Origin of the sequence: Leptospira wolffii serovar Khorat str. Khorat-H2, from assembly GCF_000306115.2 — a bacterium.
GTDB lineage: Bacteria > Spirochaetota > Leptospiria > Leptospirales > Leptospiraceae > Leptospira_B > Leptospira_B wolffii.
On the sequence record NZ_AKWX02000011.1, the window covers coordinates 1 to 16795 of the forward strand.

The following is a 16795-nucleotide window of genomic DNA, read 5'->3' on the forward strand; positions in this document are numbered from 1 at the left end:
GAAGGCCAAGCAAGGGTTGCGAAGCAAGCCCGAAGCGATGCGGCAAGTTGGCAGTTAAGCGAAGTTACGCCTCAAACACGTTGCAATTTAATTCAATTTCACTACTTGGACGAAAGTCCAATAGTATGAAATTCCCTTATTCCAAAGTATCGCGCTCCCCTTTCGGGATTGGATAAAATGGAACCATAAGCTTCCGCAGGACGCTTAAATATCAAGATGCAATCCCTGGCGACGGCACCAGCTCGCATTGGGGAGCGCTAAAACTCTGAAAAATTTCCTATGCTTTAGAACCAAATCTACACGCTTCCGAGCTTCGAAAAAGAAAAAAACAAAATCCGGCGGAATTGCGCTTAACGACCAAGGCTTGACGACGTTGGCGACTCTGAGCCTCGAAGAGGCGTTAGAGCCAGGCGCGACCTTTTGCCAAGCAAAAGTCGTGACGGGAGCCAATGTGCCGAAGGCCAAGCAAGGGTTGCGAAGCAAGCCCGAAGCGATGCGGCAAGTTGGCAGTTATACGCCGTCTTTAGTTTATAGATCCCTTTTCGTTTGCTCTGAATATTCAACGTAGAATTGATCTCGAGCTTCTTTAATACTTAAATTTGGGTGGGAGATCATATAATTATAGAAAGTGAAATAATCAGGATACTTCTTATATCGATCATCATATGCATTCAGAAAGAAAACATTCGAGAATCCAGGATCATCATCATTTTTTGCATCATCGTCCTCATTAGATAATGTGTAATCAAAAGTACAACTAATGTATGATAAAATAGGATCTTTTATCTGCTCTGTCTTTTTAAACGCGACATCAGTTTTAAGTTGTATGAGATTATTTATTCCTCGTTCTTCAAAGAAGATTGGCAAATGAACCGATAGGGCATATAAAATGTCTTCAACATGAACGTAAGTTATTTCTAATGGTGATTGAATAACATAAAGAGTCGTTATTATCTTTTTTTCTAAAAGCCAAATTATAAGCCATTCTGGATCGAATTGTTTTTCATCCGCACTTGAATATCTTTGAAAATGATCGGAAAAAATGAAAGCGCACCTATGTCCTTCGAACGATATTACTATATCGAAGCAAAGACTAACAGGCCATGAAAACTCCTTTGATTTTTCTACGTTGCAATAGGCCTTTACGTATTTCTCTGCTACTCGCAAAAACTCAGATTGCAACTTATCTCTAATTTCTGTCATATATTTTCCTCTGAAAATATCTAAAGATGGCGTATAACGACCAAGGCTTGACGACGTTTCGCGAGTGCGCCAGCACTTGGCACGAGTTTTGCTCAGCAAAACGAGTGACAAAGCGAAATGTGCCGGAGGCCAAGCAAGAGTCGCAAAGCGATCTCGCAGCGCAGCGACAAGCCGAAAGTTATGCGGCGTAGGGTGAAAACCATATTACGATGAATATTAATTTATCAGTCGAGTGAACAATTTGGAAGAACTCGAACATTCACGCAAAGATTTGGTCCATTGCAGTATGACTTCCAATTTGCCTCTATGCTATAAGTCCTTGATATTCCACCAATTTGTCGAGTTATAGTCTGATTCAGAAACTGTTGTGGAGGATCTGCACCATTTTGAGCGTCAGTGGAAGTGGAAATTAGCGGGAAAAAATCCGGAGAAAGATCAACTCCCTGGACAATGCGTAGGATCCGCATATCAAGCCTTCCCCGCATATTTCCGCATACACTTTTACTAAAAACGGTAGAAAGGTTTGACCCGCCTGGTTCAAAATGAGCAGTAGCCCGGTAATCTGGATCTTTTTCGTTTGGGCACCACCATGCAAGATTAAGGGCAAATTGACTATTTAGCTCTTCTCGTAGGCAGGCAGGCTTGGCTGGTTTTTTCTCATGCGAGTTACCAACCCATTCCGATTTTTTCATTGAAGTTGATTTACATTTACCAAAGATTCGAGCCTCTAAGGGACTGAAAGTAAAATGATTTCTTAAGATAGTAACGTCAATCTCAGCATACCCTTCACAGTAGCCGGGAAACTTATATTGAACATAGTGTCTGCCAAAGGGAACATTTTCTAAACGGAAGTTTCCATGAGGATCTGTATTGATTCGAAGTATTGGGCTGCCATCAAAGATGAATTCAACATTTTCCAGGGCGTCAGGAAGATTTCCAGTAACATAGGTTGCTGAGGCAAAGAATTTCTCCTTAATGAGGAAACCAATGCCGCCAAGCATTAGTAAAATAATGGGAGCCCAAAGGATTTCCCAAAAGTTTTTAGTCTTTGATTGCTTTTCTTCCGACATATGATACCTCTTGTAGAAAATTATATAAGATTATAGTGATTTTGGAAGGAGCAAGTGTCCCAATGCCGCATAACGACCAGTAATTGTCGAAGTTCCGCGCGTCCGAAGGACTTGGCGCGAGACTTGCTTTGCAAGGCGAGTGACAAAGCGGAATTTGGCGAAGCCCAAGCAAGGGTTGCGAAGCAATCCCGCAGCGCCGCGACAATTTTTAGTTATCTGCTGTGCCGCGCCCCCAATGTCTAGCCGAGCGAAGCCATGGAGGGCTGAGCCGGTTAGGAAATGCCAATAGAATTGCTATTTAAGACTTAATATAACTTTGTTTAAATATCTAAAAGATCTTTGGGCTTAACCTTTAATCGTTTAGATAACTTGAAAATCGAGTTAGCGGTGAAGTTAGCCCTGCCCGCTTCAATATCTTGTAAAGTCCTTACAGGAACAGCGTAATCGCCTTCATCCATATTTTCCTGAGTAAGTCCCTTATCCTTCCATACTTTCTGAATATTCTTTCCGATTTTTAATAAAAATTCTTCGAAATCCACACACGGTATATTGCGGCATAGTTGACAAAATGTGAACGCGGTATACCGTGGGAGATGTATTCTTTACAAATCTCTGCTCAAAAAGGTCTCTTTATGACGGAAAAATCCAAAAACAAGTCTCAACGTATTGTCCGAAAACGACCTAAATCCGAGATCAGAAGGAGAATTTCCGAGGAAGAAAAGAAAGCATTCTACCATCAGTTAAAAGTTGCGAGAATAGAAGCTAATCTTACCCAAGCGCAGGTTGCAAAGATGATCAAGAGAAGTAGAAGTCAGGTTTCGAAGATTGAATCCGGTAAATGTAGATTATATATGGATGAGTTTTTAAAGTTTATGAAGATCTATAAGAAATCTCCATTTTTCTTTTACTCTGTATTCACGACTAATGAAGTTATTAAATAACAGAAGAGAGCCCGAGTAAAATCTGCGAAGCAGTTTTAACGAGGGCGTTCGGAGAAGACAAGTGAAGATTTGCGTCCCGATCGCGAAGCGTTCGGATGAATCAGCCGACCAGCTCTCAAAAGCACACTAGACAAGTAGAACATAAGTAACCTAGTCGAATTTAGCGTACCCTAAACAGCAGACATGGGTTTTCTCATTCGTCTTGACTGCAAGCGTAGCCAAGCATTCTGAATACTATCAATTTTGCGCTTTGATTTCAAGTAAGGAAGTAAAGTAACTTTATCTTGGCTCAAAACTATTTCATTGATTCTAGTTTTTCTTGAAGTATACTTTCGATGTAAAGCCAAAAGGTCTGTTTTATTTTTCTTATCAATTAAAGGTATCTTTAGCTGTTCAATTTCCGATGGGACTAATTCGAGGACACCGCCTCCATAATGCCTACCTTCAAGTTCAGCAGATAGTGAAGTCAAAGAATTAACAAAAGAATAGACAAACGTCGCCGGGTCGATCTCAGTTTTTATTCTATAAGAAGTGTCAGTACTTAGAGCATCAAAATCATTAAAAATCAATCGAGGCGTTTCATGTGAACGCTTTAGCATTCCAACTTTCGTTGAGAAAATTGAGGGCACTTTATACCAAGGACTTCTGATACGACATTTATACCTTAAATGTAACCCTTCCATCTCGCCTAATTTAATATAAGATTTTTCTCGCTCAGAAAGTCGTTCAAGCTCTTCACTAAAATAAATGAAATTGGCAGGCAAGCCAGCTTTCTTATTTGATTCATGAGCCTTGCGATCGTATATCAGACCCTTTACGTGGTCACTTCTGCCGAACATTGGCAAAGATCTCTTTTGTAGACCATACTCCTTGACAATATCATCTGAAACTAAGAAGAAATCGTTTGCTCCGGTAACTATCCCGACATCCGCCTTAGCTATATCGCCAAACTTTTTTACCCATAGATGATTGTTTATTTCATGATAAATTGAAATTTCTTCATCAGATAAAAGAAACTCAGTCCATTTTAAATTTTCGAATGTTGGCTGCCTATATAATGATTCTTTTATGTAGCACTCAATTGGCTTATTAAAAAAGCTAAGAGGTAATTGGGCCTGAATAGAAATCCCTTTTGATGATTGGCCTGGAGCTTTCTTTTCAGCAATCAATAACATTGCTCCTTGCAATGCAGAAGGGAAAAGTAAGGATTCAGGATCAAGCAATAATACTTTTGAATATGAAGATAATAAAAATGATCTAAGTGCAGATGCATGGAGAACATGTATAATTTCAGATGGAATTACTAAAGCAAGTAATCCTCCCGGTTTAAGCAATCTACTAGATGCAATAACGAATGGAACCCATAGATTAGTATGCAACGTAAACGGCAGAGAAGACTTTTCGAAGATTTTCCGAGTATTTTCTTGCTGCTTTTCAGAAAGATATTGATACCTAACAAAAGGAGGGTTGCCTACGACTGCATCATACTGTTCTACAAAATGACTTGAATCATTGTACCAAGACAGAAAATCAGTAGCTTCGATTGACCCTGACATCAAGCTAGCATTTTCTAACTTTTGCTTTGCCTTTGCTGCTTCAACCCTATCTATTTCAAAACCATCTAAATGAATTTCTGATTTCGATAACTTTGCCAATGCTTCAATAAAAGCACCATCTCCACAACTAGGTTCAAGAATACGTTTAGCTGATCTACTAATAACCCATTCTGCCAAATATGAAGCAATGCCCAAGGGAGTGTAATAACTTCCTCGAATCTTAGCCTCAGTCTGATCTTGAAAGAATTTCATAGCCAACGTTTAAGTAGTATAAATATGTGACATAACATTGACAAGTAAAGTCATTTTTTAAAATCTTTATTTTTAGGTCAGTAGTGAAAATTTAGGTTCATTCTTATGGCGATAATAAGACCAATTTTTCAGCATTTCTATTCAAATGGAGACCATAGTGAACTATTAACCGACCTTTTCAGACAACCAAATTTTGGCGATATCATTATTATGACGGCATTTAGCCTATCTAGAGGTGTTATAGATCTACTTGGAGACTCTCCAATCTCGGATAAAAATATTATTGTTTATACTGGTATCCGGAATGAGATCACTAGCGCACAAGCTTTGCATACTTATCTTAAAGTCGGTTGTAAATTATTTTGTGTCGATACTGGCCGGTCAGACTTAATTTTTCATCCGAAACTTTATTTAGCATATAATTCAGATAATGCAAAAGCAGTCATCGGTAGCGCAAATACCACTTTGGGTGGATTAAGAAACAATATAGAATCCAGCTTTCTAGTTCTAATGGATCGTCACGACCCAGAAGATGAAAGACTTTTTCAAGAAATTCTAACTACTGCAAGTAATTTTCATGCAGAATATCCAAATAATGTGTTAGAAGTTATTAATCATTCACAAGTAACAGAGCTATTTAACAAAGGCTTGGTGTCTGATGAACGACAAATTCCTTTAAGGCAAAGTTCTAAACGAAGAGGAGATAGAACAAATTTACAGACAGACACACCACGAATTAATATAAATATACGCCATTCAGATATTTCAACACAAGACTTATCGGGTATCCCTGTAATTACAGATGAACCGCATGATACTTATATAGAAAATGATGAGACTTTAGAAACACCGAATCTCTTGATCTTAAGAGGGCAGCTTGTTTATGAAAAATCTTCATTAAGCAGAAGCGATGCGCAAATTGTTCCAGAAGGATCAAATCCAACTGGAAATATCCGGTTGGCTCGATCTAATTTTACGATAAATGGACAGCAAATTGATTGGCGTATTTATTTCCGAAATGAAGTATTCGGAAGTTATGATTGGCAAGTAACGGATTTAAGTAAACCGACTCAAGAGAACGCTTTAGTTTCATTCCGAATATTTTTGATGGGTATTTATTACGGTCACTACGACTTAAGGTTATCTCATGACCCAGAAAGAGAGGCGGGTCAGAATAATGTGCCAACGTGGTTACACTGGGGAACAGAAGTTGGTAAGATAATTAGGCAATTGCACGTTGAGAATAGAACACTTCGAATTTACGCACCTGATGCTACTGGACAACCGTTCACACTCACGATAGACTAACGCTTTAATTATACCTTAAAGCCAGCCAAGGACGGCTGGCGCTTAAACCAAAGGGGCGCGGCATGGCAGATAACGACGTTGGCTTGCCGACGTTTTGCAATGGCACGAGACTTGCTCTGCAAGACGAGTGACAGAAGCAAAATGTGCCGAAGGCCAAGCAAGGGTTGCGAAGCAAGCCCGAAGCGATGCGGCAAGTTGGCAGTTAAGCGAAGTAAAGCCCGGACTAAAGAGATCTTACTTTCATATTATTTCTTAGCTAAGAAATCGAAAATTTTACCAAAGTCTTTTTCAGAAAGATTTTCATTCACAGTGAAATGATCGGCTGTAGCTAACTCTAAATATGAAGAATGTTTAATTTTATCATGTAAAGCAAGCGCCATATTAATTGGCGTCATGTTATCAAGTTTCGCACCAATAATCAAGGTTGGTAAACTTAGATTGGCGGCTTTAGAAATACTCTCAAATTTATCGATAATAAGAAATTCCGGGATAAGTTGTGTATATTTATATCTAGCTACTTCATAGATCGAAGTATATGGAGTTACCAAAATCAAATGAGATGATATATTTCTTAAAGACAGCTCAATTGCTACCCCACTGCCTAACGAACGACCCCATAAAATTGTTTTATTAGGCGGAAAATCGTATTTTGCCTGAACATACCGAATAACTTTTTCTGAGTCATCATACAGATTATTTTCAGAAGGAAAATACTTCTTTGAAAGACCAAATCCAGCATATTCAACGAAAAGCCCGGAATAGCCTTGTTCATAAAAATGCTTAAAGAATCTTGCCTCTCCATACATGGTTCCACCCTGCCCATGGAGCATCACTACTAATCCTTTTGATGATAGGTCTTTTCCTTTTAACAAGTGAGCATTGACTTCTCGGTTTGAATTGGAGATAGTAATGAGTTCGCCGGGAATTAGTTTTGGGTCTATTTTCTCAGATTTCCCGTAATACAGAGCACTTCGAAACAAATAGGGGTATGAAAAGACCAAAATTAAGATTAGAGGTATAGTAATAACTACATTCTTCGTTTTCGAATTATAGATAGATTTCAAATTATTTAGTCTTATGAAAATTTTGGGCATTATTTCGCTTAACGACCAAGGTGTTCCGACGTTTGCAATGGCACGAGACTTGCTTTGCAAGGCGAGTGACAGAAGCAAATGTGGCGAAGCCCGAGCGAGCGGTCGTGTAAGCGATCCGCGAGCGGAGCGGAAGCACCGACAGTTAGCCGACGTTTGCAACTTTAGGTAGAATAATTTCTTCCACAAACTTTAATCCTTTGGGAGAAAGAAAAATTGCATCGACCTCAGTATCCCATTCAATCATTCGGTTTTTATGTAAGGGATTTAAAATTTTCGACTTCAATACGCTCGGATTTGAATATTCTAAAGAGATTACCAAATCTTCAAAGATAATACCATTATGAAAATCGGAGTAAGCTAAAAGAAGAATTTGATCTTTCGCTGATAATTTAGTTTCAAGAATTCTCTTTTTTCCCATTACTTCCCATATTACCGGCATCTTTTTCTCCGATAAAGTGCTTATTAATGATTGAGCATCTTCAATAGATAAACCATGGAAAATTCTAATTAGTTCGCAAAATATCCAATCTACTAAATCTACACTTATCCGAATATCTATCTCATTAGCTTGAACATCCCCACCGAGATGTCCTATTCCTCGCTTGTTTCGCAGAGTATAAAGATAAACTATAGCTCTAGGAATGATAATTCTTAATGATTCATTCCCAGCTGATGCAGGTAAAGAAATAATTTTACGCACTTCATCTGCAAAATTACCAATCGAAGATCCCTCCGGAATGACTGTTTGATTTAATTCTTTTTGAAGGACTCGCAACATTAACTCAGAGAATTTGCCAGTCAATAACCCAACTACTTCATAATTATCTTTCGTATAGAATGATATTAACGATTTACCTTTAATTTCATAGTATATTTTTATAATTTTCTTCCTATAATCGGATGATAGATTTTGAAGAGCTTGTTCTAAAATATCTTTATTATGCCTTTTGATACTCAAATGTACCCTCTGAATTTTCCTTTCTATTTAATTTTCCATTTCTTACTGATCTTGTCAATGTGATCGCAATTTCGTTAGCTTTGTAATTATAAGCTAAATTCTTTGAGCAATGCTGAACAATGTCGGTAGTGCTTTTTTTGGTATTAAAGAAACCCTCGGAAATTAATTGGTCAACAATTTGACCAGGACCAGGGCGAGATTTTTTAGATATTTTCTTCTTCGGTTCCTTGGGCAATGATTGTTTTTTAACAATTCCTTTATTCTTTTTTTTAGGCGAACTTTGAGTTGTTGGAGATTTATAGTTTTCTTCTTCCAATAAATATTCTAAAACTCTTAGTTGGACAGATTCAGATTTGAAACTGTTTACAACATCGTTTATACTTTTTAATTTCTCTATTTTGTCCATTTTCATCCTCTAAGGTATTTTTTTGCTAATGTCGGCTAACGGCCAAGGGTTGGCGACGTTTCGCGAGTGCGAAGCACTTGGCGCGAGGCTTGTCATGCAAGACGAGTGACAAAGCGAAATGTGGCGAAGCCTGGAGCGAGGGTCACGTAGTGAGCCCGAAGCGTAACGCCAACCCGATAGTTATACGCCGTAGCAAATCTTTACAATTATTTTCCTTGACTTAAATACTCAATTACTTCATTAACTTTGACAAATTCACCCGTTTTAGCATTTTTAATTTTCTTATAATTTTTGGTAGGATCAAGCACTAGGTAAATATATTCTTCCTTTAGATGATTCTTAAATGCTTCTTCTAACTCAAGCTCACGATTATCTATGGCCGAGTTTTCTAGAATATGTTTAATTCTATCCTTTAATTCCATAATTATCTCACCTCCTGATCATCGCTCCATTTTCCTTTAAATTCAATTTTTCCAGTATTATTGTATAATATGCCGAACCCGTGCCGCTTTGAATTTTGGAATTCACCTTCATATTTGCTTCCATCTGAATATTCCAACACTCCTTTGCCATCGTATTTGCCGTTCTTAAAATGACCTTTGTAAGATTTAAACCTATATCCTTCCTTAAAAGTTAGTTCGCCAAGTCCATCGAATGAATCTCGATAAAAATTTCCTTCATATGATAATATCCCGAGTTGGTTGTTATCTGAAAAGTCTTTATAGCTACAGTGACCTTTAAGATTTTTTTGGTATGATTGCTCAATCAAATAGAATATGCCTGAACATTTTATTCCATCTGAGTAAGCAATATTTCCTTGCAGCACATTTATTATTTTTGGATCGGGCGATTTGATTACCATAGCATCAATCTTTGAGCCATCAGGATACAACTGCTTATAATTAGTGTTCACTTTTAGTGAACCATTCTCGAAATGCATTTCCAAAGTATCCGAAATTATAGTGCCTGTGTATATTGCACCATCTTTGAAATATCCAATGGCTTTAAAAGATCCATCGACTAATTCACCATCACCATTTCTGCAGTCACCCTTTCTGCATTTGGAATTACTTTTTATACAAACTTCTTTTCTTTCCGGAAGTGTTTTCGGGAACCATTCTAACTTATCATCTTGATATTTCGTTACAATATATGCTAATTCTGAATATTTATTATTCTTTTGCAATAACGACAATGTAAATATTTTGCCATTGAATGCGTATTTTCCTGTGAATTCCCCTAAATTCGTTTTATAAACGACTGAATAATCTTTCTTTAATTGCAGAATAGATTTGCTTTCCAATTGTAATTCTGTGCATACCCAATCTCCACTTAGATCCTGAGCATAGACTGCATTTGATAGAAATAGTAAAAGAATATATAGTTTTAAGTCTTTTGTCATTTGCATCTCTTAGTATCTTAGGAATAAATTAAGACAAGTGATTTTTATTTGCTATGGCGTATAACGACGTTGGCTTGCCGACGTTTTGCAATGGCACGAGACTTGCCACCGCAAGGCGAGTGACAGAAGCAAAATGTGCCGAAGGCCAAGCAAGGGTTGCGAAGCAAGCCCGAAGCGATGCGGCAAGTTGGCAGTTAAGCGAAGTTACGCCTCAAACACACTGCAATTTAATTCAATTTCACTACTTGGACGAAAGTCCAATAGTATTAAATTCCCTTATTCCAAAGTATCGCGCTCCCCTTTCGGGATTGGATAAAATGGAACCATAAGCTTCCGCAGGACGCATAAATACCAAGATGCAATACCCTGGCAACGGCACCAGATACCATTGGGGAGCGCTTTAAACCACAAGATTTACTATGCTTAGAAAACGAATCTACACGCTTCCGAGCTTCAAAAAATAAAAAAACAAAATCCGGCGGAATTTCGCTTAACGACCAAGGTGTTCCGACGTTTTGCGCGTGCGAAGCACTTGGCGCGAGGCTTGCTATGCAAGACGAGTGACAAAGCAAAATGTGGCGAAGCCCGAGCGAGTGGTCGCGTAGCGATCCGCGAGCGGAGCGGAAGCACCGATAGTTAGCCGATGGTCCGATTTTATAAGTACGATTTGTCGATACACTTCATGGAAGCTTTCATATTTATCAAACTACCAATGTCTATCAAGAACAAGCTGAACAACAATTACCCATAAATTCTAATAACATGAAATTTCAGTTTTAGTGCCTGCTCCCCCATCAAACAAATAGCATTTTGGTGCTGTACTAAAAATATCTAAATCTTCCCGAAGAAATATGCCATCTTTCATATTATTCTTAAAATCAAAATCATTTTCATTCAGCAATTCTCCTTCAGTTGAACTTATGATCGAATATAATCCTGTTTGATAGAGAATCGGAATGAATTGAGACGTTGCCGATGGAGCAACATCAATTTTTTCTTGAGATTGGATTATAACAGACAAAATGCCACGGTCAGGTGGTGCCTTTAATTTTATTGTAGGATTCTTATCTATAAAGAGCGTCCATATAGGATCTGGTTCTGGTGGACATCTCTCTCCAGTACAAAGAAAGAAAGGACCCAAGAGGCAATGAATAAAACTAAATATTAGTAGGTAAAGAGAGATTCTTTTAATTTTCATAAAACGAAATTTGCAATCGGACTTTCGGCTAACGACCAAGGTGTTCCGACGTTTTGCGTTTGGCACGAGCTTGCCACCGCAAGCGCAGTGACAATGCAAAATGTGGCGAAGCCCGAGCGAGTGGTCGCGTTAGCGATCCACGAGCGGAGCGGAAGCACCGATAGTTATGTGCCGTGCTTGTCTATCCAATTTGCAATATCATTACAAGTAGCCTGAACAACATACCAAGAAATAGTGCAAGTATCGACATCAGGCGTTACTTTTTTATAAAATTGCTCATAAGGATGAATTAGATTTCTGAATTCGCGTAGTGCATGACTAAATCTCTTTACGTCCAACTGAATCCAACCTACCTCATGGCCAACATCTATCATTTCACTTAAGGTCCAGTCCGGAAAATTTTTAACTTTGCCATCTTTTCTAGGAGAAGATACAGCAGTATTAGCCATTTTAGGATTCTTTAATAATAATCCTAAAAAGAATCCTTCCAACATACTGCCCATCAAAATAAGGGCGCCTAAATATGCTTCAGCATCAAATGATTTCTGAATCTCTTTCCATCTCTCTTCTAAAATTAGGTCTAGGCCATTTTCCAAATTTAATTTTTTGAAATCAGGAGGAGGTAAAGGTTTCAAGTCATTTTGTGATATTTCTTCAGCTACTGTATCATACTTCGGATCAAATTTGGCTAATAATGGGTCAGTCCCTTTTATACTAATATTTAAGCCTTCAACGTTCAAAATTTCATTCAATGATTTTAGTGCTAGTGCAATTTTTTCACGTTCACCTCCGTAAAGTTTTGGAGAAGCCAATCTTAAGATTACCTTTTGGAGATCAGGACCATTAAGATCAGAAATAACGCTAAGCACCCAGCTTTTTCTTGTAGACCCGTCATGCACGGCATTAATGCCAATCTCATTAAAAAATCGAGTTAAGTTAGTTCCTGTTCGGTAAAGAGGATATTTTTCAGAATTATCACCACAAATGAAATCTGATATTCTATTTTTAGTAGATGGATCCATTTTCTATTAATCTAATACTACCTAGTTATATTTCTGTATAACGAATAATTTCAAAGCATGGCACATAACGACCAAGGCTTGACGACGTTTCGCGAGTCCGCAAGGACTTGGCGCGAGACTTGCTTTGCAAGGCGAGTGACAAAGCGAAATGTGGCTTTAGCCCGAGCGAGAGTTGCGAAGCAATCTCGAAGCGAAGCGTCAGAGCCGACAGTTATGCGGCGTGCAGGCACTATCACAATGATTTTAACTTGCTGATTATTTTAAAATCCCATTCTGCCAGAAAAAATTCTTTCGTGGATCACGCTCAAATTTATCCAATACGCTTGGAAATAATTCTGGATAAGGAGCTGATGCTAATGGCAAACAAAACATATATTCTGGGCTCATAGGCTTACCTGAAAGGCCAATTACAACAAACACCGGAATTCTTTCCCTTTTCATAAAATCTGAATATCTTTTGATTTGTTCCGGTTTAGACCAATTAACTACATAGTCATTAATCTTTGAACTTTTCACGGGATTGCTTCTAAATTTACATTCTACTGCAAATAGATCTTTTGTTGGATTATAACGAATTTTAAGATCAGGATTTAAATTGCTTTCAACTAATCGACCCGACGAATTTATATCATGATCTCGCGTCCAATCAACTATAGTGAAATAGTTCTTATCAAATTTAGATATCACATATTTCTCAAAATCTTTTCCTTTATCTAACATTGCCTGACGCTCGTCAGGGATCCATAAATCAACGGTTTTAAGTAATTTATCGAGAAAATTCATTTTAGTAAAAAGAGAATATTTGCCTGCATGTTCGCATAACGACCAAGGTGTTCCGACGTTTGCAATGGCACGAGCTTGCTTCGCAAGTGAAGTGACAGAAGCAAATGTGGCGAAGCCCGAGTGAGTGGTCGCGTTAGCGATCCACGAACGGAGCGGAAGCACCGATAGTTATGCGACGTGCGAGTTTTCAGTCTTTACGATACTCTAACCATAACTAGTTGATTAAAGTGAAATAGATTGCAATAATTCTAAAACTGTCTTTCTTCTTTTCATACATCAGATTATAGGACACATCTTTATATTTTGCAATTATTGCAGGAGTATCGAAATATTTACCATTTTCAGCTCGATTCAACTGTCCCCCACTACAATAATTTTGATACTCAACTATATTATTTATATTCGAAGTTGAAAATACTTCTGAAAAACTATTCAATGAAGGCTGTCTTTCCTTTAATTTCTTCGTATCAAACAATAAATATTCAAAATCTAATCTATTATACGAAAACTTATCCCCAACCTCATTGATAAAATAAGCCGCTTCTTGCTCATCTAAATGATTTGCGAAGTAAAGTTGATTATCAAAATATTTAGTAATTAATTTCATGTTTTTCGTTTGTAATACAGAGATCAATTTGGAAAGGTTTGAGCTGTTTTCTTTTATCTGATTTTTGCAATCTTCCGATTTAAATTCCTTAGCGAACGAATACTCCGCGCCAAGAGCCATCAGCATAACAACACTATAAATTCTTATCTTATATTTGATGTTTAACATGATTTTCCTTTAGAATAAATATTTACGAGCATGTCGCATAACGACCAAGGTGTTCCGACGTTTCGCGCGTCCGAAGGACTTGGCACGAGACTTGCCTTGCAAGACGAGTGACAAAGCGAAATGTGGCGTAGCCCGAGCAAGGGTTGCGTAGCAATCCCGCAGCGATGCGGAAGCACCGTAAGTTATGCGCCGTGACTTGTAGATAAAGAGGCGCCCCAAGCTTTGATCGCTTCTTCAACTTTACTTTTTACATTCTTAATGCTGTTATATTTTTTATCTTCCATAAACTTTTTTCGTATTTCAGGATGTTGCTCAAAGAAATCTAGCTTCTGAGAAACTATACATTGTCTATCGGTTTCTGGAAGCTGTGACAAAAATAGTTCCATATACTTCAGTTTATTTGAAGTCCCCTGTATATATTCTATAATGTATATAATTTGATTACAATACACACTAACCGAATTTTCTAAAGATATATATGGCACAGGGCTAAAAGTGACATTCATTCCGTTTTCCATTGGTATAGCAAAGTTAAAAAAAGATTGAATATATCTTTCAACAACTTGCGAACTATATAGATCTTCGTTAAAAATATAGCAATGCATAAAGGACTTATGGCGTCCTAATAAATCAATAAGAGCAAAAATATGCTTCTCTTCATTCTCAGATATTCGAATATCTTCAGCTCGAACTAGTCCATAGAGAACAGATATAAAACTGGCAAAAGAAAAGACAGCAGCAGTTACCCCACCAAAATACGACCCGAAATTTGCCCAAGCCTGGTCAGTCGTTGCTAATCCTTTATTAAACTGATAAAAATAAATTAATAACGGAGCTATTAGAAAACCTCCTGCAAAGATGGTTATAAATTTAAGGGCCTTTTTAGGTTTCATAAATATTTTCCATAGTCATGGCGCATAACGACCCAAGGCTTGACGACGTTGGCGAACCCTGAGCCTCAAAGAGGCGTTAGGGTCTGGCGCGATCTTTTGCTAAGCAAAAGTCGTGACTGGAGCCAATGTGCCGCAGGCCAAGCGAGGGTTGCGCAGCAAGCCCGAAGCGAAGCGTCAGAGCCGATAGTTAGCCGCAGTAATTTTACTCTGGAGGAGACGACTGTCCAGAATATTGCTTACCAATTTCATCTTTTAACAAATCAAAACTTTTCTCTATATTCTGAAAAATTGTCGTCTCGATCTTTTCATCAGAAAAATCAGCTGAAAAAACTTGCCAATCAGATTCTCTGTATTTTGGCTGAAATTGATTCCATTTGTATTCTTCGTAGAAGAATTTTATGTAAAATATATATAACGTTGTCTTACTGACCAACGGAAAATAGATAAATCCATATTTCTGCAAATTCGGGTATTTCGGAATTAATTCTATCTCATAATGTGAAAACCCAAAATTAATGGCAGAAGAAACATTTTCCGCAACACTACGATACCTAATAACAGTTTTGTATTGAGTGTCGTCATCAGGATCAGAAAAAATATTAATGCGAATCGGATTCCTTAATTCTCGAGTTTGATAAGATTCCTTTTTATATATAATCTCAGTAAAAAGCCCTTTTGTCTTTTCTTTTATATAAGAACCAATTGAAGCCGGCTTGGGTATATTATGCGAAGAAGGCTGCTTTGTTAATTTTATTTCATACAAACTTTTTAGATAATGCTTATTGCTGTTTTCGTTAATTATTGACTCTATATTATTTAATAGACTAACTATCTGCTCTTCAGTATATGAATACCTTTTTGCATCATTTTTAATTTTTTCGAGTAAGATATCGTAATCTCCAAGATCTGCATTTATGGGTACTTGATATTTACTATTAATCAAATCAAGAATTTGCGTATTAATTGTGCAGAATATTTCTTTCAAACTAGCTTGAACAATAAATTGGGGTGTTTGCAGAGGATTCGCTTCGAAGGAGTCTGAAATATAATCAATAATTTCTTTGTATCTGATAGTGTAATTTTCGGATCTATGAAGAGAATTAATAAAAGACAGTGTAAAATCACTAATTGAGATCCCGGCAGACGAATTTTGATTCGCTTGACTAGAAAACATAAAATAGCAATTTCTAAATCCATCCTTTGTTCCCTTCAAATATGTATCAATATTTTCAGCCTCCTTCACATAGGCTACGCCAGAATTGCAAGAATCTATTACTTTTACACAAAGAGCTGGGTTCAATTTTCTTAAATAAGCATCTATTTCAGTATTCTCGATGCTAGTTTGTCTTTTTATTTTATTGTCGTAATCTTTCCACAGATAGAAAAAATCATTCCCATCGTAATGCCCATGTCCCGTATAATAGAAAAATAATTCATCGACATTATTTTCTTGGTTTTCCTCCACAAAATTCATAATCTGCCTTTTTGCTTCTTCACTTCTATTTATTGAATCATCTAACACTAAAATTTTTTCATATTTCCCCGTTTCTTTGATGATAGATTGAGTTAAACGTAAATCGTTAATGCAACCCGGCAATTTCTGAATCGTTTTATAATCCGACTGTCCAATTAAAATAGCTAAGTTCATTTTCTACCTTTGAAGTTTTATTTAAAATTATTGCGGCTAACGACGTTGGCTTGCCGACGTTGGCGACTCTGAGCCTCGAAGAGGCGTTAGAGCCAGGCGCGACCTTTTGCCAAGCAAAAGTCGTGACGGGAGCCAATGTGCCGAAGGCCAAGCAAGGGTTGCGAAGCAAGCCCGAAGCGATGCGGCAAGTTGGCAGTTAAGCGAAGTTACGCCTCAAACACGTTGCAATTTAATTCAATTTCACTACTTGGACGAAAGTCCAATAGTATGAAATCCCCTTATTCCA

General features: G+C 37.6%; 17 protein-coding genes. 2 read left to right on the plus strand and 15 right to left on the minus strand.

Translation table 11 applies throughout. The features are described from left to right. Nucleotides 1-528: 528 nt before the first annotated feature. From LEP1GSC061_RS08920 to LEP1GSC061_RS08930, 3 genes are all read right to left on the minus strand, one after another. Complete coding sequence (locus LEP1GSC061_RS08920; protein WP_016545118.1) at nt 529-1203, minus strand: hypothetical protein; 675 nt, start codon at nt 1201-1203, stop codon at nt 529-531. 224 nt (nt 1204-1427) lie between these two features. Then, the gene (locus LEP1GSC061_RS08925) at nt 1428-2273 is read right to left on the minus strand and encodes a peptidase associated/transthyretin-like domain-containing protein (RefSeq protein WP_016545131.1); all 846 of its coding nucleotides are present in this window, start codon (nt 2271-2273) and stop codon (nt 1428-1430) included. A 320-nt stretch (nt 2274-2593) separates the two neighbouring features. Next, nucleotides 2594-2812: a helix-turn-helix domain-containing protein gene (locus LEP1GSC061_RS08930; protein ID WP_016545126.1), complete on the minus strand. Its 219-nt coding sequence runs from the start codon at nt 2810-2812 to the stop codon at nt 2594-2596. 93 nt (nt 2813-2905) lie between these two features. On the opposite strand from LEP1GSC061_RS08930, the gene LEP1GSC061_RS08935 reads away from it, so the two are divergent. Then, on the plus strand, nt 2906-3214 hold the full coding sequence (locus LEP1GSC061_RS08935; protein WP_052006520.1) for a helix-turn-helix transcriptional regulator: 309 nt from the start codon (nt 2906-2908) through the stop codon (nt 3212-3214). Between the two features lie 170 nt (nt 3215-3384). On the opposite strand, the gene LEP1GSC061_RS08940 is transcribed toward LEP1GSC061_RS08935, so the two are convergent. Then, nucleotides 3385-5022 (minus strand): Eco57I restriction-modification methylase domain-containing protein, encoded by a 1638-nt coding sequence (locus tag LEP1GSC061_RS08940; protein WP_016545119.1) that lies wholly within the window; start codon nt 5020-5022, stop codon nt 3385-3387. Between the two features lie 105 nt (nt 5023-5127). On the opposite strand from LEP1GSC061_RS08940, the gene LEP1GSC061_RS20825 reads away from it, so the two are divergent. Continuing rightward, entirely contained in the window at nt 5128-6330 is a 1203-nt protein-coding gene (locus tag LEP1GSC061_RS20825) for a phospholipase D family protein (RefSeq protein ID WP_016545124.1), read from the plus strand. Between the two features lie 245 nt (nt 6331-6575). Here LEP1GSC061_RS20825 and LEP1GSC061_RS20830 read toward each other — a convergent pair whose 3' ends face one another. The 11 genes from LEP1GSC061_RS20830 to LEP1GSC061_RS09005 all read right to left on the minus strand — a co-directional run bounded on the left by LEP1GSC061_RS20830 (nt 6576) and on the right by LEP1GSC061_RS09005 (nt 16509). Continuing rightward, the gene (locus LEP1GSC061_RS20830) at nt 6576-7202 is read right to left on the minus strand and encodes an alpha/beta hydrolase (RefSeq protein ID WP_198014254.1); all 627 of its coding nucleotides are present in this window, start codon (nt 7200-7202) and stop codon (nt 6576-6578) included. A gap of 364 nt (nt 7203-7566) precedes the next feature. After that, the gene (locus LEP1GSC061_RS08955) at nt 7567-8382 is read right to left on the minus strand and encodes a hypothetical protein (RefSeq protein WP_016545123.1); all 816 of its coding nucleotides are present in this window, start codon (nt 8380-8382) and stop codon (nt 7567-7569) included. Beyond that, nucleotides 8363-8788, minus strand: coding sequence for a hypothetical protein (locus LEP1GSC061_RS08960; RefSeq protein ID WP_156844527.1), 426 nt, complete (start codon nt 8786-8788; stop codon nt 8363-8365). The genes LEP1GSC061_RS08955 and LEP1GSC061_RS08960 overlap by 20 nt, the downstream gene beginning before the upstream one ends. Before the next feature lie 206 nt (nt 8789-8994). Next, a complete protein-coding gene (locus LEP1GSC061_RS08965; RefSeq protein ID WP_016545125.1) occupies nt 8995-9210 on the minus strand; it encodes a hypothetical protein in 216 nt (71 codons plus the stop codon). Between the two features lie 2 nt (nt 9211-9212). Beyond that, nucleotides 9213-10190, minus strand: a complete 978-nt coding sequence (locus LEP1GSC061_RS08970; RefSeq protein WP_016545130.1) for an MORN repeat-containing protein — start codon at nt 10188-10190, stop codon at nt 9213-9215. Between the two features lie 754 nt (nt 10191-10944). Further along, complete coding sequence (locus LEP1GSC061_RS08980) at nt 10945-11388, minus strand: hypothetical protein (RefSeq protein ID WP_040508318.1); 444 nt, start codon at nt 11386-11388, stop codon at nt 10945-10947. A 164-nt stretch (nt 11389-11552) separates the two neighbouring features. Beyond that, entirely contained in the window at nt 11553-12410 is an 858-nt protein-coding gene (locus LEP1GSC061_RS08985) for a hypothetical protein (RefSeq protein WP_016545128.1), read from the minus strand. 255 nt (nt 12411-12665) lie between these two features. Continuing rightward, nucleotides 12666-13355, minus strand: a complete 690-nt coding sequence (locus tag LEP1GSC061_RS08990; RefSeq protein ID WP_016545127.1) for a hypothetical protein — start codon at nt 13353-13355, stop codon at nt 12666-12668. A gap of 52 nt (nt 13356-13407) precedes the next feature. Then, nucleotides 13408-13968 (minus strand): hypothetical protein, encoded by a 561-nt coding sequence (locus tag LEP1GSC061_RS08995; protein WP_040508320.1) that lies wholly within the window; start codon nt 13966-13968, stop codon nt 13408-13410. Between the two features lie 182 nt (nt 13969-14150). Beyond that, complete coding sequence (locus LEP1GSC061_RS09000; RefSeq protein ID WP_016545120.1) at nt 14151-14861, minus strand: hypothetical protein; 711 nt, start codon at nt 14859-14861, stop codon at nt 14151-14153. 202 nt (nt 14862-15063) lie between these two features. Next, on the minus strand, nt 15064-16509 hold the full coding sequence (locus LEP1GSC061_RS09005; RefSeq protein WP_016545122.1) for a caspase family protein: 1446 nt from the start codon (nt 16507-16509) through the stop codon (nt 15064-15066). Between the last annotated feature and the right edge of the window lie 286 nt (nt 16510-16795).